Consider the following 16,821-nt stretch of genomic DNA (forward strand, 5'->3'; position numbering starts at 1 on the left):
TTTTCTGACACATCAAACGCTACATGTAAAGATTTTGCCATTTTCTTTACATATCTTTAAATAAATCAAACAATTTATTGTGCACATAAAAAATCTCTTTGCCTATTTTTTTGCTTGATAACACACCTAATTTTTCTAATTCATTTAGATAATTTGTCGCTGTCGGTCTTGAGATACTCAGTTGTTCTTCTATGAAAACTCTTTTTGTGTATGGATGATAAAAAAGTGCTTCTAGTAAATCTTTGCTATATATTTTTGGCTTTTTATTTAGGATAATCTCTTTGGTTTCATTCATAAGGTTTTCAATGCTTTTTATTGTCTGGATAGTCTCTTTAGCTATCTCTTCTATGCCTTTTAACATAAATAAAATCCAGTCGTGAAGCCCATTATTAAAGCTTACATCGTGTAGCAATCTATAATAATCTATTTTATTTTTAATGATATATCGACTTAGATACAAGATAGGTACATCTAGCAAATCTTCTAATACAAGATATAAAATATTGATAATTCTTCCCGTTCGACCGTTGCCGTCATAAAAAGGGTGGATAGACTCAAATTGATAATGAATAATTGCCATTTTTACTAAACTATCAAAATCTTCTAAAGTTGCATCGTTGATATATTCGCTCAAATTTCCCATCAACTCAACTATATCTTGTGGGTTTTGTGGTGGGATGAGTTTGATTTCTCCAGTTTTTGGATTTTTTAGTACCGTTCCGCTCTGTTTTCTAAAACCTGCATCATTTTGTTCAAGCGTGGCTTGAATCTCTTTTATATGGTTTACGCTTAGCATTTTTTTTGTTTTGATGATTTCAAAACCCAAATATAGTGCATCTTTATAATTTTGCACCTCTTTGATGTTGCTATTTGAAAAGCTATCAGATAAAGTTGAGCGATATACTTCATCATGAGTTGTAATGATATTTTCTATCTCACTACTATCTTTTGCTTCTTGAAGAACAAGGGTATTGATTACAATTTTTTGGTTTGGCAAAGAGTTTGCGATACCCTTTAGCTCTGCTAACGCTCTATGAGCTTTTGTAGTTGCTTTGAGTATCTCTTTTGTTTCTATCTCTTTTTGGATTGGTAATTTATCGGGTATAAACTCTTTCATCAAAAATATCCATTTTGAACTTTTTCACTATTTTACATGTAAGATTTTACTCTGTTTTTTTACATATAGTACATAACATGTAAAAAAAAATCTATTTTCTTTACATATCTTTGGACAAATCAAGCAATTTATACTCAAGTTTGGCGTGATTGATTGAATTTTATGCGTTTATTTTTTTCTTGCAATTAGAAGGGTTGAGATATCCATTGAGAAGCTTTTTACATAGATTATCTCAAATCCTGCAGCTTCAAGCTCTTTTTTCATATTTTCAACTGTTGAGAAGCCATCTATTGAGTTTGGAAGGTACTCATATGCTTCTAAGTTTTTAGATATAAAACCGCCGATTTTTGGTAAGATTTTATTCATGTAGAAGTCTCTAATGCGTCCAAGAAGTGATGGATTTTCATTTTTCATAAATTCTAGTATGACTACTAAACCGCCACTCTTTAAAACTCTGTTAAACTCTACTAAAGCGGCTTCTCTCTCAACTACGTTTCTTATGCCATAAGTTATGCTAAGTATATCAGCACTACTATCTTCTAATGGAATTTCGGTAGCTTTTGATATATGATAGTTAAATTTAGGGAACTTCTCTCTTGCTACATTAACCATCCCATTTGATGGATCAACGCCTACAATCTCACCAACTGCTATGCCATTGGTTTCTGCTCTTTTTTTCCAAAAGTCCATCATATCACCTGTTCCACAAGCAACATCTACAATCTTATCGATAGTGTCTTTAGAATAAAAACCATATGACAAATCACATGCTTTTCTTCTCCAACTCTTATCAACGCCCATACTCATAACACGATTTGCAGTGTCATATGTTGGTGCAATATCATCAAACATAGATACAATTTTTTCTTGTTTTTCCATACTTATCTGTCCCTTTTTATCCACGTTATTATATCTTGCTCATCTTGGAGTAGATTTAAAATCTTAAATTTTTCTCTACTTGTAAAACTATTTTTCCCACCAAACTGAGGTGATATAAAAGCAAGATGAAAATCCACTATCTCTTTTGAAGACTCAAACATCTCAGAGCCTCCCTCAATCATAATATTTCTATAATTTTTTAAAACATCAAAACTATCTGAGATAATTACAGTTCGATTTTTAATGCTAAAGAGAGGTATTGTTTTATCAAAATCATCACTTCTTGAGAGTATCAAAATATCTGGTGCTCTTCCATTTACAAGCCTTGCATCAAGCGTTGGTCTATCTATTCTAACACTATTTCCACCAATTACTAGCAAGTCACATACATCTCGCATCGCATGAACTTTTGTTCTTGATTTAAGAGAGCTGATTACTCCATCATCCACGGTACCATTTAGTCTCTGCGCCCATTTAAAAAATACAAATCTATCTTTTTGCCAAAGTTTAAAAGGTAAAAGTAAATCATCACACTCTTGTTGCATAACACCATGTTTTACTTCAACACCTGAATCTTGAACTATTCTATTACCACCAGATGCAAGTTCGTTGGAGTCAAGTGAACCTACAATAAGTTTTTTTATCTTTAGTTTTGAGATAAGCGTTGCACATGATGGAGTTTTGCCAATGTGTGAGCATGGTTCTAGTGTTGTAAATATAGTCGCACCGTTAAAGCAGTCATTATGATTTTGCAGAAGATAGTTGTGAATTTGAGCAGACTCAGTAAGTTCTAAAATCTTCTTATCATTGCTTAAATAAAGATAAGCAAATTTTAAAGCTTCAACTTCAGCGTGAGGTAATCCAGCTTTTTTATGGGCACCAACAGCTAGAATCTTGCCATCTTTTGAGAGAACAGCGCATCCAACAGCTGGGTTTGGATAAGTTAATCCTTGATATTTCCAAGCCTCATTGAGGGCAAGGCGCATATAAAAATTTTGCTCAATTACCATTCAAAGTATGTTTTAGCTTTTGAGATTTGACTAAACTCGAAACAAATCTCTTGGCCATCAACTTCTAAACAAATACTGGAATCTTCAACTCTTAAGAGTAGACCTTTGTATTTCTCTTTTGATTTTAAAGTAATAGATACTCTCTCGCCAACTGATAAAACAAACTGCTTAAGTGTGCTTACTTTTCTCTCTATCCCAGGAGTTCCAACTTCAAGTCTATAATCACAAGACATTGGTGGAGTAACATCTAAAAGAGGAGATATAAGACGGCTTAAATGAACACATTCATCTAAACTAACGCCTCTTTTTTTACCATCAACAAGTTCAGTCGATAGTACATTTACTCTATATATAGAATCTTCGCCATCTTTAGCAACAGAGATTTCATATAGTTCTAAATCAAGTGATTTAACAAATGATTCAATATCTTTTTCTAAACTCATTAATAAATCCGCCTACTCTTTAGCAATTTTTTTAAATAATTCTTCAAGGCTTTGAGCCTTCTCAAACTGTTCATCAAACTCAAATGTAAGGCTTGGAGAGCGAAACCAACCTTGATTTTTCATACAATAAGTCTCAACAATTGGTCTAGCATTTTTTAAAAGTTTAATAAACTCATTTTTTTCTTGTTGGCTGTATGATGAAGGGTGAATAAAAACCTTTGCATCACTTCTTCCACGTGAACATTTAACATCAATTATGTCTAGTTTATGAAGTCTTGCATCATTTAAACTGCCAAGAGCCGCGGGTATAAGCTCTAATAGCAAAGACTCGGTTCTTTTTAGTTTTATTTGAGCTTCTGTCACAGAGATACTTTTTGTTCAACTTTTTTAAATGTTTCTATTACATCGCCGACAATTACATCATCGTAACCTTTTATCATAACGCCACACTCATAACCGTTTCCAATCTCTTCAACATCGTCTTTGAAGCGCTTAAGTGACGTAAGTTCTCCCTCATGGATAACAACTCCCTCACGAATAACGCGAACAAGTCCTCCACGGATAAGCTTACCATCAACAACAACACATCCAGCAACCATACCTTTTGGTGCTTTAAATGTATTCCTAACTTCTGCTTGGCCTGTATTTATCTCTGAGAATTTCGGAGCCATCATACCTGTCAACATACCTGTCATATCATCAAGAAGTTGATAGATGATAGAGTATGTTTTAATATCAACATTTTTCTGTTTTGCTAGAGCTTTTACGCTTCCAGTTGGGCGAACGTTAAATCCAAGAAGTACACAGTTTTCGCTATTACTAACAAGTTCAACATCATTTTCTGTGATTCCACCAACACCTGAAGAGATGATGTTAATCTTAACTTCATCATTTCTTAGCTCACTAAGCGCACTTCTAATCGCTTCAAGTGAACCGTGAACATCTGTTTTAAGAACAACTTTAAGAGATTTTAATCTTCCCTCAGCAATCATACTTGTCATATCTTCTAATGTAGACTTTGTACTATGTGATAGCTCTTTATGTCTATCGTACTCATGGCGTTTTAGTGCGTACTCTCTTGCTTCTTTATCACTACTCATAGCCATCATAATCTCACCTGAAGATGGAACTTCATTTAGTCCAACAACAACTGCTGTGTGACTTGGTTTTATACTTTTTATCTGCTGTTTATGCTCATTTATAAGTGCTTTTACACGTCCAAAAGAGCTTCCACAAACTACATAATCACCAACGCTTAAAGTTCCGTTTTGAACGATTACAGTAGCAACTGGTCCGCGTCCTTTTTCTAGTGAAGACTCAACAACAGCAGCTTTTGCCATAGCGTTTTCATTTGCTTTGAGCTCTAAAACTTCAGCAACTAAAAGTATGTTTTCAAGTAACTCATCGATACCCATTCCTGATTTTGCAGAGATTGGAATAAATTCTATATCTCCACCCCAATCAATTGGATTTAATCCACGCTCAGCCATTTGAGCTTTTACCATATCTGGGTTAGCTGTTGGCTTATCCATTTTATTTACTGCAACAATAACTGGTACTTTAGACTCTTTTGCTAACTTTATTACTTCTTCAGTTTGAGGCTTAACACCATCATCAGCTGCAACAACAATAATGATAATGTCAGTTATATCAGTTCCTCTTTGGCGCATTTGTGAAAACGCTGCGTGACCTGGAGTATCTAAAAACGTTATAGCTTTACCATTTTGCTCAACTGTATAAGCACCGATATGTTGTGTTATTCCGCCAGCCTCTTCTTGAGATACTTTTGCTTTTCTAATAGCATCCAGTAGTGAAGTCTTACCATGATCAACGTGTCCCATTATAGTTATAACAGGAGGTCTCTCAGTTGCTTCATCATCTATCTCTTCATTTAAGTCTTCTTCATAGTTAAACGCATCTTTAGGGTCAACTATAGTTACTTCAACTTCAAACTCTTCTGAGAGTATCTCAATCTCATCATGACCCAAAAAGTCATTTTTTGTCATCATAAGTCCAAGACTAAATAGAACTTTTATAACATCACTAATTGGGCGGTTTAGTTTTTCTGCAAACTCATAAACACGAATATCTTCAGGGATTTCTACATGTGTTATTATTATGTCTTCTGGCTTATCTTTTGCATATTTTTTTCTTCTATCACGAGAAACATTTCTGCCTCTTGGAGCAGCTTTTTTGTTTGCATTTCTACCAGCTGGTTTTGCAACTTTTGGTTTTCTTGGCTCTTCTGCAACTAATTCTTGTCTTTGAGTAGAATTTAAATCAAGCAGTACTATTTGATCATCCATATCCATAGAAACTTCAGATAAAGAGGCGCCGAAAATATCAATTTTTACGCCTTGCTCTTGCTTCTTAGCGCCAGCTGAAATCATCTGTTTTGCTTTTTTCTTATTAGCTAATTCTTCTAATACTTCAGCACTTATTTTTCCATATGAAGATACTGAAGATTGAGTATGTTTTGATGAAGATGTAAACTCTTCTTGGCTTTTTTCTTCCTCTTTTGGTTGTTTTTTCTTAACAATCTTGAGTCCAGATTTTTTTATCTGCATCTTTATAGGATCAACGGCCTCTATAATCTCATCTTCTTGAGTCTCTTTAGATTCTTGTGAAATTTTTTCTTCACTAGCTTTTAAATTTGTTTCTTTAGTTTTTTCTACTACATCTTTTTTTGGAGTTTCACTAATTTTTTTAGAAAGAGTTGCTTGAGTGCTGCTGCTTTGTTCTGTAGGATTTTTTTCTTCTTTAGTTGAATTGCTTGGTGTATTAGTTTCTACTGCTGGTGCTTGCGCTAACTCACCGCTCATTATATAGTTCATTAAACCTTCGGCTTCTTCCATTGAAACTGAACTGTTTGCTGATTTTATCTCAATGCCCATATCTGAGGCTTTTTTTACTACATCTTTTGAAGTGATTCCTAACTCTTTAGCAATTTCGTGTACTCTAACTTTTTCTGTCATCAGTGATGATCTCCTTTAGTATGTTCGAAAATTTGTCTCTATCTGAGCTTTTACACTGTCGCATAAGAGCTTTTAATACTTTTTTTTCATCATTGAGGCAAATTTTACATATATAAAAACTTCTACCAATTCCTCTAAAAAGACTAAGTTGTGATTCTAAACACTGAAGTCTGAAAAGATTTATCTGAATATCTCTTACTCTGCAAGATATACACATCCTAAGAGGTTGGTTAAATTTTTTGGCCATTATATCTAAAAGTTCCTTGATTTATTGAAAGATGAGCCTAACTTATTTGTCAATAATTAAGCCATCGTTATCAAAATTAAGGATTTTTACTGCAAATTCTGGAAATTTTAAAGCGAGTTTGCTAGCTATCATTTCAGAATCTTCATCATAAACCATAGAGAAAAAAGTTGAACCGCTTCCTGAGAGAGTACTCATTAAAGCTCCACTCTCATAAGCAACTTTTTGAACGTTAAAAAGTTCTGGAAGCATTTTCATTCTTGCTTTTTGGTGAAATCTATCTTGAGAAGCAATCTTTAAAATCTCCCAATCCTCATTAAAAAATGCAGCAACACTAAGTGCTGTATGAGAAAGATTATATACAGCGCTCTCTTTTGAGTAAGACTTTGGTAGAAGTGTTCTAGCCTTTGCAGTGCTCATCTGTTTATTTGGAATTACTACAACTGCTTTTATATAGTCTGGAAGATGTTTTTTTTGAGAAAAAACTTTATTCTTCTCTACAGTAGCCGCGTTAAAACCACCCATAACGGCTGGTGTAATGTTATCTGGATGTGATTCATATACAAGTGCGTGATTTAATATTCTTCTTTTTGAAACTTTTATTCCAGCTGCCTCATGCGCGCTTGCAATTGCTGATACAATTACAGCAGAAGAGCTACCAAGTCCTCTAGACATTGGTATTTGATTATAAAAATTAAATTTAAAATTTTGCTTTTTTTTAGTTAGCCTGTTGTAGTGCTCATTAAAGATACTAATAAATAGGTTGTTACCCTTTAATTTTGGGTTGTTTTCACCCTCGCCTTTAATGCTAACACTAAAAAATTTCGATGGGTGAAATTCAACTACATTACGAAGATCAACTGCTAAACCTAAAGAATCAAATCCTGGTCCAAGATTTGCACTAGTTGCTGGTACACTTACTGTCACTTTGTTCCTTTTTAACAACATCTCATATAATCTCAACTAAGTCAAGATTATATTTAGTCACTAAAGCTTTGCCTTTGGCTAAGAAGAAGTTTTTTAACTTCCAACCGCTTCAATACCATAAAGAGGCGTATTTGTTGTGCTAAACTCACTATAATCAAGTACATCACGAAGCGTAAATTTCGTCTTAGGCACTGTTTCTAGCTTTTGAGTTTTTATTTCTGATGAAATTTTAACGAAATATAGCTTTCCAATCGCTTTTATTGGCTGATTTTCATTAAAATAAAAAGCATCTGTTGCATATAGTGGTATATTTTTTAGTATGCTCATAGATTTTAAAAATATATAAGCAATCTTTATAGCCATAAAGCTACCTGGTCCGTTGGCATAAAACAGAGATTTGACACTGTATTGTTTTGATATTTCACTAAATATTATAGGTAGTATTTCAGAACTTTTTTCTTCACTTGAGATTGTCTTTATAAGTTTTGCATTTTCATATATACCAATTAAAATTGGAGATGATAGAGTTACAAAAACAACTTCAACACTCTTAGGCATACGCTTTTTCTAGCTCTTTTGTTTTTTCATCAACAAGCTCAATAACTTCATAGTTTTCAGTATCCTTTAGAAGTTCTAGTGTCAATTTGTGATTTAGGTCATGACTTCCAGCTAGTGCTTCATAATTGCCAACAAAATTCATACCAATCAGCGCCATATCTCCGATTGCGTCTAGTATCTTATGTCTTACAAATTCATCATCAAATCTTAAACCTTCAGGATTTAAGACTTTTTTGTCATCAAGCACTATTGCATTTTCTAATGAGCCTCCAAGTGCAAGCCCTTTTGAACGAAGGTATTGAACTTCGTGTAAAAAACCAAAGGTTCTTGCACGTGAGATCTCATCTTTATAACTCTGCTTTGTAAAGTTTAAAACGTACTCTTGATGTTGAATAACTGGATGTGCAAATTTTATAGTAAAACCATACTTCAAATCATTTGAAGGAGAAAGTTTTACATATTTCTCTCCCTCTTGTACAATTATCTCTTTTTTTATACGCATTATTTTTTTAGGCACATCAAGTTCAACTATGCCTGCTTCATCTAAAAGCATGCAAAAACTCGCACTGCTTCCGTCCATTACAGGAACCTCATCTGCATCAACAATGATTTTAAGATTATCTATGCCATAAGCGTATATAGCTGAGAGCATATGCTCTATTGTAGAGATTACATAACCATCTCTTCCTATAACTGTAGCCATTTTTGTATCAACAACGTTTGCAGGAATAAGCGGGATAGCTACATCAACATCACTTCTGTAAAAAATTAATCCACTGTTGGATTCTAATGGTTCAAGTCTTAATTTGACTGCAGAGCCTTTATGTAGACCTATTCCAACCAGTTCAACACTTTTTTTTATAGTTGTTTGATACATTTTTTGCTCCTGCAGTTAAATCTTATATTTATATTTTTTTATCAATTATATCTTTTGAACTCTTAATAACATCACTGATATTTAGCCTCATCCAGTCGCTATCCATCCACTCAGCAGGATGAACTTCTATACCTTGAACTAAAACTCCAAAGTGAAGGTGATCTCCCATAGCGTACCCACTTTTACCTGTATTTGCAAGGTGAGAAGCATCTGCTATCATATCCCCATTGTTAACAGCAATACTTGAGCAGTGTCCATAAAGCGTATAAAGACCTAAACCATGACTTATTATAGGCATATTTCCATAAAGACCGTTGTAGTCTGCAAAAACAACTTCTCCACCATTTTGAGGTCTAATCTCAGCTTGTGCATTACTCGCTAAATCTAGTCCCATATGGTATGACTCACTTATATCTTTATCATTGTATGAGTATATTCTGTGATCTCCATAATGAGCAACAACAGCACCATTTTTAAGAGGATACATACTATTTATATGAAAATCTTGAATCATATGTTGTGGAACTTTTGAAGTAATCTCATGGATTAGTTTCTCATTTTTAAGTCTTACAGTTTCATTTATGAGTTTAAACTGCTCTATAGAATCACTAACACCTTGAGTCTCTTCAAACTCTTCTGCAAGCTCAGCTATCTTACCATGCAAAAAGTTATCTGTGAGTTTAATATTTGAAACTTTATAACTTTTTTCTCTTAAATAAAGAGGAACATAAACTTGTGTAGAATTTTTTGCATAATCTTCTGCTACAACTGTCGCTTTGAAATTTTTTTCTGTTATAGGCCACGCTATAAGAGCTATATAGTAACCTTCTTTATAAAAAGGTTGTGCTTTAAATTTTTTATCGAAGTTTGTCTCTATATAAAACTCTTTTAGGTTTTCATCTTCAATTTTAAATATAACAAGAGCTGAGCCGCCTTTACTGATTTTATATGAGTTTGCAACAATATTTACAAGTGGTCTTTTTTTGTCAATCTTTAGAGTGTACTCCACTTGAGTAAAGTTTCCTTGAAAAAAGTTCCACTTACTAGCATCTAGTGCTTCTACAACTATCTTTATCTCTTTATCTTTCATAGTATAGGCACTCTTTGGTGATTCTATTTTAATCTCAATAGGACTTTTTGCTTCCATGAATTGTTCATGATATAAAACTGTATCTTCGCTGCTACTCTTTAGTGTAACTTTGTACGATTTAATACCGCTTAAATCTTGAATAGATAATTTTAATGGATCTTTTAAATTCCAATAACCATCACTTTTAAACGAGATTGTTGGAGTTTCTCTCTCAAACATAAGTGAATTGTATACATATAAAGCACCACCAACTATCACAGCTAAAATAAATAACAAACCATATAAAGAACCATTCTCTCTTCTTCTCAACTTATATTTCCTTTTTTATTGAATTAAGTACTATCTCTTTAGCCTTATCTAGCGACGTTATATCATCTACTATAAAACTTAAGCTATTCTTTTGTGCCTTAGCATGAAAACTTAGTGCAATTTTCGCACAACTTACCTTAGAAGCGCAACTAACAAAGCATTTAATCTTAAAATCACTTGCCTGTATTAATAAAAGAGCCACTTCGATATGAGCCAAAGAAAGAGCCTCTTCTAACGCTATCTTAGCATCAAAGATAGTCGCTCCACTTGCTCTTATATCTTCATCACTCACACAAAAAAGAGCAATTTTTGCGTCATGTTTTAGTAACATGTTTTTAAACATAATCGCTTTTAATCTCAAAGTTCCAAGAGTCACACTTTTCATTATGTTTTTATTGCAGAGTTTAAAATCCGCACCACTCTCTATTAACTCTTTAGCTATAGCAAATGTCGTACCACAGAGCTCTTGGGACAAAAAGCCATCTGTAGACTTAAGAAGTCCAGCATAAAGAGCAGTAGCCATTTTTTGATTTATTTTTATATTATTATCTTTAAAAAAATAGAAAAAATCTTCTGTTTTAAGCATAAAGTCTATCAACTCACACTCAATATCTAAATACTCTTCGCCTAGAGTGCCAAAACTTATCACTAAATCCGCACTCTTTGGCAAAGAGTTTTTTATATCTTGTACCCATGGGATAAATGTAAGTCTATAGTCTATGTTTTGTGTTTTACAGACCCAAGAGACTTTTTTGTGTTTTTGAAGCAAAAAAGTATAAAAAGTACTAGCATTTCCAAAAACTTGTGCGTCAAAATAATCATCAGTGAGGATAACTATGTGAGTGGCGCTATCTATTTTTTTTAAAATTTCATTCAATTGAAGACTACTTTGGCTATTTTTTTGGGATTATATACTACTTCTTATTCATTTTGTAAACATATGCAAGAACCTCTGCTACTGCTCCAAAGAGCTCACTAGATATTGGTTTATCTAAATCTACTTGTGCATAAAGGCTCCTTGCCAGCGGTGGATTTTGGACTATATGAACTCCGTTTTCACGAGCTACTTTTTTTATCTGTTGAGCTATATTGTCCATACCTTTTGCCACAACTATTGGGGCATGTGATTTTTTCTCATCATACTTTATGGCAACAGCGTAATGAGTTGGATTTGTTATAACAACGTCTGCAGTTGGAACTGCTGCCATCATTCTCTTTCTTGAAGCCTGCATCTGGATTTGTCTTATTTTTGCTTTTATGAGTGGGTCTCCATCCATATTTTTCATCTCATCTTTTATCTCTTGTTTGCTCATCTTTAGCCCATCAAAGTACTGTTTTCTAACAATTATAAGATCAATCATTGCAAAGATAAAAATAATTAAAAGCATAACAAAGGCGATGATTATCATTTTATCTCTAAGCCAAAACATCTGATCATCAAACCCAAAAAGAGCAACTGTTGGAAGCTCCATAATAAACAAAAAGAAAAATACAAATCCAACACCTAGTGTTGTAAAGGATTTGAATGTTATCTTTACCCCATCTATCAATTTTTTCATAGAAAAGAGGTTTTTCATCCCCTTAATTGGATCTATCTTCTTAAGGTCTGGCATTATCGCTTTTGTTGTAAATAAAAATCCAAATTGAGAGATTGCTGCTATAACACCAGCGATTGCTACTGAAATTGAGAGAGGCATCACGATTAGAAAAAACTCTTTTATAGTTACTATCGCAATATCTACCATAAGAGGTCTATCAATAGTCATACCAATAAGAGAGAAATAGTATTTAAAGAGCAAAAGCATATGCGAGCTCATATATGGAAAAAGCATTAAAAAAGCTAAAATAGCAACAAAGAGTGTCATAACACCCGAAGCATCTTGTGATTTTGGGACATTCCCCTCTTTTCGGGCGTCCTCTATCTTCTTGGCGGTAGGTTCTTCTGTTTTTTCTGCATCATCTGCCATATACTAGTCTAATCCATTTTCATAGATAAATCTATCCAGTTAGCTTGATGGATAAGAGCACCGCTACTTATTGCATCAACACCAACCTTGGCATAACTCTGTATAGTTTCAAGCGAAATATTACCACTTGCTTCAATGAGTATATGTGCGAAATTTGCATCTCTATATTTTAGAACTTCTTGAACCTCTAAGGGCGTCATGTTGTCACACATGACTATATCAGCGCCTGCTTCAAAAGCCTCTTTAGCAATAAGAAGTGTTTCAGCTTCTACTTCTATCTTAGCAGTAAATGGAATCTTTTTTCTAGCTGCTTGTATATAGCTCTTTAAATCTTTTATGGTCTTTAGATGTGTGTCTTTTATCATCAAAGAGTCATCTAAACCCATTCTATGATTTACTGCTCCACCACATCTTGTTGCGTATTTTTCAAAATTTCTAAGCAGAGGTCTTGTTTTTCTTGTATCTAAGAGTTTTACGCCGTATGGCTCAATAATATCTGCATATTTTTTGGTAAGTGTTGCAATAGAGCTTGCATGTAAAAGCATATTTAGAAATGTTCTCTCAACACGAAGAAGTACATGTGACGTTCCACTTAGCGTTGCTATAACGTCTCCTTTTACAAAACTTTGTGAATCATTTTTATTCCAAGCTATACTAAAATTTTCTAACTTTGCCAAAATATCGCAATACATTACTCCCGCCATGACACCATCGCTTTTTGCAATTATTTTAGCAGACGCCGCTACACTTGGCTCAACTAGTGCATATAAGTCACCTCGTCCAACGTCTTGAGAGAGTGTCTCTTTTACAAAATCTTCTATCATAGTGCTAGCATTCTATCTAGTGCTATTTTTGCCCATTTTTGAGTATTTTCATCGATATGAATCTCATTTAAAGGCTCGCCTTCATCAATTGATTTTAAGATATCGTAAAGATCTTTTAATGTTGTCTCATTCATTGTAGGACATTCAGGTTTTGTAGATGAGAGAACGTATGTATTTTTTGAGCGCAGACGGTTTACGAGATTGAACTCTGTTCCAACTGCCACTTTTTGATCTTCATCTAAATCTTTTATGTATTTGATTAGTTGAGAAGTAGAACCTACAAAGTCAGCAGCATCACAGATTGCTGGATCGCACTCTGGATGAACAGCTATTAAAATACCTGGATATTTTTTGCGGTAAAATTTTATATCATCAACTGAGAATAGTTGATGAACTGAGCAAAAGCCATTAAAACAGATGATATCTGCATCTGCTACATTGCTTCCATCACCAATAACGCAAGATTTTAACCCCATCTGATTTGCGATGTTTTGTCCTAAACATCTATCTGGAACAAAAAGTATTTTCTTGCCCTCTTTTAAGGCTGTTGTAATGATTTTTTTTGCATTTGAGCTAGTACATACCATACCGCCCATCTCTCCTACTTTTGCTTTTACATCAGCATTTGAATTTATATATGTAATTGGCAAGATATTTTCATTTTTGATTCCAGCTTCATTAAGCGCTTTTACAGAAGCATCAAACTGCATCCCATCGATCATTGTGGCCATAGCACAGCACGCAGCTTTTGGCATAACCACTCTTTTATTTGGAGATAAAACTTTAACGCTCTGCCCCATAAATCCAACGCCACAAAAGACTACAAATTCTGAATTATCAGCCATAGTTTTTTGTGCAAGCTCAAGAGAATCTCCTGTTATATCACCCATCTCAAAAACTTCATCTCTTTGATAAAAATGAGCAACAACTGTAACGCTTAATTTCTTTTTATATTCGTTAATTTTTTCTTTTAACTGTTGTGTTGTCAGTTCCAAAATAATTCCTTATTTTTGTATTTCACAATTATATCAAAAAAGAGTATTGATGATATTTTATATCTCTATAATCATATCTTATGTACAATTTGCTCAAATTATTTCTCAAGGTATTTAATGGATTTTTTATTCAACACTAATGCTCAGTTTTTCATTGCAGCGTATCTTATTGGCGCTATTCCATTTGGTCTTCTCTTAGCTAAAAAGTATGCTGGTGTAGATGTAAAATCAAGTGGTTCTGGAAGCATTGGTGCTACAAATGTTTTAAGAGTTGTAAAAGAGACTAACCCCTCTTTAGCAAAAAAATTAGGGGCTGCAACACTATTACTAGATGCTCTAAAAGGTGTTCTTGTTTTAAGCGTTGCATATTTTTATGGTCTAAGCGAAGCAACACTTTGGGGCATATCTGTTTTGGCTGTCCTTGGTCACTGTTACTCTCCATATTTAGGTTTTGAAGGCGGAAAAGGCGTTGCAACTGGTATGGGTGTTATGATGTTTATGCTTCCACTAGAGACTATTATCGCACTCGTTGTTTGGGCTCTTGGCGCTAAACTTATCCGTATTTCTTCACTATCTTCACTTATAGCTCTTGGCGCACTTATCATTGCTAGCTTTATACTGCATCCTGACATGCCTCATGCTCCTGTTATAATCATTGGGTTTGTTCTTTTATATAAGCATATCCCAAATCTTATTCGCCTCTTTAAGGGTGAAGAAAAAAGAGTTGTATGACAATACATGTCGAAAATCTAAAATTTCAATGCATTATTGGGATTTTAGATTTTGAGAGGACTTCTCCTCAAGATGTAATTATAAATCTTCATATTAACTACGACTATAAAGAAGATTTTATTGACTATGCAAAGGTAGTTTTCTTTATAAAAGAAACAATGATAAAGAGTGAATTTTTACTTATAGAAGATGCTTTAAAAGAGATAAATTTAAAGTTAAATAAAGAATTCAAAGCCATAAAAAGCATAGATTTAAAGATAACAAAACCATCGATTTTACCCGACTGCATGGTGAGTGTAAGCAATTTTACAATTTTTGAATCTTAATTATAAGTTAAAGTTTTCTTTAAAATAATTGAAGTTTTCTTTAAAATAACCTAAAATTATGATATCATTTCGCCAAAATATTCACTCATAGGACACAATATATGCGAATTCTTATTATAGAAGATGAAGTTACATTAAACAAAATGCTAGCAGAGGGGCTAAAAGAGTATGGCTACCAAAGTGACGTAGTAGAGACTTTAAAAGACGGAGAATACTACCTTGACATTCGTAACTATGACCTAGTACTTATGGATTGGATGCTTCCAGATGGAAATAGTATTGACGTTATAGGAGATATTAAAACAAAGACTCCAAAAACAGTTGTTGTAGTTTTATCTGCAAGAGACGATAACGAGAGCGAAATTTTAGCACTAAAAAGCGGTGCTGATGACTATATCAGAAAGCCTTTTGACTTTGATGTTTTAGTTGCGCGTCTTGATGCACGTCTTCGTTTTGGTGGTAGTAATATAATCGAAATTCAAGATTTAATCATAAATCCTGAAGAAGAAAAAATTACTTATAAAGAAGTAGAGATAGAACTAAAAGGAAAACCTTTTGAAGTATTAACTCACTTAGCTCGTCACCGTGATCAAATAGTTTCAAAAGAGCAACTACTTGACGCTATCTGGGAAGAGCCAGAACTTGTTACTCCAAACGTAATTGAAGTTGCAATTAATCAGATTAGACAAAAGATGGACAAACCACTTAATATAACTACTATTGAAACAGTTCGCCGTCGCGGATACCGTTTCTGTTTTCCAAAAGAGATAAACTAACATAAAAAGGCGAAGGAGAACTTACTCCTTTGGCTACCAAATCACTTTTTTATTCGATACAATTACACATATTTAAATATTAGGTAATTGTATGTTCTCACAAAGAAGTATTAGACAAAGTTTTTTAATACAACTTATCATTGCTTCATCATCTCTAATCCTTATTTTCTCATCTATTTTATACTTTTATATTGAAAAATCAATCATCGATGAAAAACATATTGAACTCTCTGAATATGCAAAAAATGCTGCTAGCGATGAGTCTATTTATGGCTCAGACATTCCAACTCCAGAAGAGTATCTAGGGTTAACTATTGAGATTATGTATCTAAATACTGAGCATTTAACTCTCGATTTTTACGAGACTACAAAAAATAACAAATCCTTTTTGACTCTAATACACCCTTTTAATTTACAAGAACTTAGTTTTCTTAAAATAACAAAAGATATAACCCCAACACGTGCCCTTTTAAATAAAATTCTTAACTATCTTTTAGTTATCAATGTTGCTGGATTTTTACTCGTTATCATTTATGCGATTGGTTTATCAAAGATGCTAGTCTCTCCGGTAAAAACTCTTAGTAATAAGCTCTCAAACATGAATGAGCATCTTATGCGCCCTATTATTGTTGAGGAGCTACCTGAAGAGTTTGAACCACTTGGAGCTACTATCAATCATCTTATTGCGAGAATACAAAACTTCGTAAAATATCAAAAAGAGCTCTTCATCGGAACAGCCCATGAGCTAAAAACTCCACTCGCTGTTATAAAG

General features: G+C 33.6%; 17 protein-coding genes and 1 pseudogene. 4 read left to right on the forward strand and 14 right to left on the reverse strand.

From position 1 onward, the window contains the following. Nucleotides 1-46: 46 nt before the first annotated feature. From PHI38_RS05595 to nadA, 14 genes are all read right to left on the reverse strand, one after another. A complete protein-coding gene (locus PHI38_RS05595; protein WP_299853688.1) occupies nucleotides 47-1,117 on the reverse strand; it encodes a Fic family protein in 1,071 nt (356 codons plus the stop codon). A 168-nt stretch (nucleotides 1,118-1,285) separates the two neighbouring features. Continuing rightward, nucleotides 1,286-1,996 (reverse strand): bifunctional demethylmenaquinone methyltransferase/2-methoxy-6-polyprenyl-1,4-benzoquinol methylase UbiE, encoded by a 711-nt coding sequence (ubiE, locus tag PHI38_RS05600; RefSeq protein WP_299853690.1) that lies wholly within the window; start codon nucleotides 1,994-1,996, stop codon nucleotides 1,286-1,288. A 2-nt stretch (nucleotides 1,997-1,998) separates the two neighbouring features. Further along, complete coding sequence (gene ribD / locus PHI38_RS05605) at nucleotides 1,999-3,006, reverse strand: bifunctional diaminohydroxyphosphoribosylaminopyrimidine deaminase/5-amino-6-(5-phosphoribosylamino)uracil reductase RibD (protein WP_299853692.1); 1,008 nt, start codon at nucleotides 3,004-3,006, stop codon at nucleotides 1,999-2,001. Further along, nucleotides 3,000-3,449 carry a ribosome maturation factor gene (locus PHI38_RS05610; protein ID WP_299853694.1) on the reverse strand — a complete coding sequence of 150 codons (450 nt, stop codon included), beginning with the start codon at nucleotides 3,447-3,449 and terminating at the stop codon, nucleotides 3,000-3,002. The genes ribD and PHI38_RS05610 overlap by 7 nt, the downstream gene beginning before the upstream one ends. A 12-nt stretch (nucleotides 3,450-3,461) precedes the next feature. Continuing rightward, nucleotides 3,462-3,812, reverse strand: coding sequence for a 30S ribosome-binding factor RbfA (gene rbfA / locus PHI38_RS05615; protein WP_299853696.1), 351 nt, complete (start codon nucleotides 3,810-3,812; stop codon nucleotides 3,462-3,464). Then, entirely contained in the window at nucleotides 3,809-6,424 is a 2,616-nt protein-coding gene (gene infB / locus PHI38_RS05620) for a translation initiation factor IF-2 (protein ID WP_299853698.1), read from the reverse strand. Before infB ends, rbfA begins: the two co-directional genes overlap by 4 nt. Nucleotides 6,425-6,713: 289 nt before the next feature. After that, a complete protein-coding gene (gene thrB / locus PHI38_RS05625) occupies nucleotides 6,714-7,595 on the reverse strand; it encodes a homoserine kinase (protein WP_299853700.1) in 882 nt (293 codons plus the stop codon). Nucleotides 7,596-7,688: 93 nt separating this feature from the next. Next, nucleotides 7,689-8,153 (reverse strand): hypothetical protein, encoded by a 465-nt coding sequence (locus tag PHI38_RS05630; protein ID WP_299853702.1) that lies wholly within the window; start codon nucleotides 8,151-8,153, stop codon nucleotides 7,689-7,691. Continuing rightward, nucleotides 8,146-9,030: a UDP-3-O-acyl-N-acetylglucosamine deacetylase gene (lpxC, locus tag PHI38_RS05635; protein WP_299853704.1), complete on the reverse strand. Its 885-nt coding sequence runs from the start codon at nucleotides 9,028-9,030 to the stop codon at nucleotides 8,146-8,148. Before lpxC ends, PHI38_RS05630 begins: the two co-directional genes overlap by 8 nt. Before the next feature lie 28 nt (nucleotides 9,031-9,058). Beyond that, a complete protein-coding gene (locus tag PHI38_RS05640; protein WP_299853706.1) occupies nucleotides 9,059-10,429 on the reverse strand; it encodes a M23 family metallopeptidase in 1,371 nt (456 codons plus the stop codon). Between the two features lies 1 nt (nucleotide 10,430). Further along, on the reverse strand, nucleotides 10,431-11,306 hold the full coding sequence (locus PHI38_RS05645; protein ID WP_299853708.1) for a phosphoesterase: 876 nt from the start codon (nucleotides 11,304-11,306) through the stop codon (nucleotides 10,431-10,433). Between the two features lie 37 nt (nucleotides 11,307-11,343). Beyond that, complete coding sequence (gene flhB / locus PHI38_RS05650) at nucleotides 11,344-12,396, reverse strand: flagellar biosynthesis protein FlhB (protein WP_299853710.1); 1,053 nt, start codon at nucleotides 12,394-12,396, stop codon at nucleotides 11,344-11,346. Between the two features lie 8 nt (nucleotides 12,397-12,404). Continuing rightward, on the reverse strand, nucleotides 12,405-13,220 hold the full coding sequence (gene nadC / locus PHI38_RS05655) for a carboxylating nicotinate-nucleotide diphosphorylase (protein ID WP_299853712.1): 816 nt from the start codon (nucleotides 13,218-13,220) through the stop codon (nucleotides 12,405-12,407). Then, nucleotides 13,217-14,215, reverse strand: a complete 999-nt coding sequence (nadA, locus tag PHI38_RS05660; protein WP_299853714.1) for a quinolinate synthase NadA — start codon at nucleotides 14,213-14,215, stop codon at nucleotides 13,217-13,219. Before nadA ends, nadC begins: the two co-directional genes overlap by 4 nt. 117 nt (nucleotides 14,216-14,332) lie before the next feature. On the opposite strand from nadA, the gene plsY reads away from it, so the two are divergent. From plsY to PHI38_RS05680, 4 genes and pseudogenes are all read left to right on the forward strand, one after another. Then, nucleotides 14,333-14,947: a glycerol-3-phosphate 1-O-acyltransferase PlsY gene (gene plsY / locus PHI38_RS05665; RefSeq protein ID WP_299853716.1), complete on the forward strand. Its 615-nt coding sequence runs from the start codon at nucleotides 14,333-14,335 to the stop codon at nucleotides 14,945-14,947. Continuing rightward, nucleotides 14,944-15,273, forward strand: a complete 330-nt coding sequence (locus tag PHI38_RS05670; protein WP_299853718.1) for a dihydroneopterin aldolase — start codon at nucleotides 14,944-14,946, stop codon at nucleotides 15,271-15,273. The genes plsY and PHI38_RS05670 overlap by 4 nt, the downstream gene beginning before the upstream one ends. A gap of 101 nt (nucleotides 15,274-15,374) precedes the next feature. Continuing rightward, complete coding sequence (gene hsrA / locus PHI38_RS05675) at nucleotides 15,375-16,049, forward strand: homeostatic response regulator transcription factor HsrA (RefSeq protein WP_299853719.1); 675 nt, start codon at nucleotides 15,375-15,377, stop codon at nucleotides 16,047-16,049. A 91-nt stretch (nucleotides 16,050-16,140) separates the two neighbouring features. Next, nucleotides 16,141-16,821, forward strand: a pseudogene (locus tag PHI38_RS05680) (sensor histidine kinase); the annotation flags it as partial.

Origin of the sequence: Sulfurimonas sp. (genome assembly GCF_028694895.1) — a bacterium.
Lineage (GTDB): Bacteria > Campylobacterota > Campylobacteria > Campylobacterales > Sulfurimonadaceae > Sulfurimonas.

Bases quoted from the DNA above. Each gene is read 5' to 3' on its own strand.
- PHI38_RS05595 (WP_299853688.1), bottom strand. From the start codon at position 1,117: ATGAAAGAGTTTATACCCGATAAATTACCAATCCAAAAAGAGATAGAA.
- ubiE (WP_299853690.1), bottom strand. From the start codon at position 1,996: ATGGAAAAACAAGAAAAAATTGTATCTATGTTTGATGATATTGCACCA.
- ribD (WP_299853692.1), bottom strand. From the start codon at position 3,006: ATGGTAATTGAGCAAAATTTTTATATGCGCCTTGCCCTCAATGAGGCT.
- PHI38_RS05610 (WP_299853694.1), bottom strand. From the start codon at position 3,449: ATGAGTTTAGAAAAAGATATTGAATCATTTGTTAAATCACTTGATTTA.
- infB (WP_299853698.1), bottom strand. From the start codon at position 6,424: ATGACAGAAAAAGTTAGAGTACACGAAATTGCTAAAGAGTTAGGAATC.
- PHI38_RS05630 (WP_299853702.1), bottom strand. From the start codon at position 8,153: ATGCCTAAGAGTGTTGAAGTTGTTTTTGTAACTCTATCATCTCCAATT.
- lpxC (WP_299853704.1), bottom strand. From the start codon at position 9,030: ATGTATCAAACAACTATAAAAAAAAGTGTTGAACTGGTTGGAATAGGT.
- flhB (WP_299853710.1), bottom strand. From the start codon at position 12,396: ATGGCAGATGATGCAGAAAAAACAGAAGAACCTACCGCCAAGAAGATA.
- nadC (WP_299853712.1), bottom strand. From the start codon at position 13,220: ATGATAGAAGATTTTGTAAAAGAGACACTCTCTCAAGACGTTGGACGA.
- plsY (WP_299853716.1), top strand. From the start codon at position 14,333: ATGGATTTTTTATTCAACACTAATGCTCAGTTTTTCATTGCAGCGTAT.
- PHI38_RS05670 (WP_299853718.1), top strand. From the start codon at position 14,944: ATGACAATACATGTCGAAAATCTAAAATTTCAATGCATTATTGGGATT.
- hsrA (WP_299853719.1), top strand. From the start codon at position 15,375: ATGCGAATTCTTATTATAGAAGATGAAGTTACATTAAACAAAATGCTA.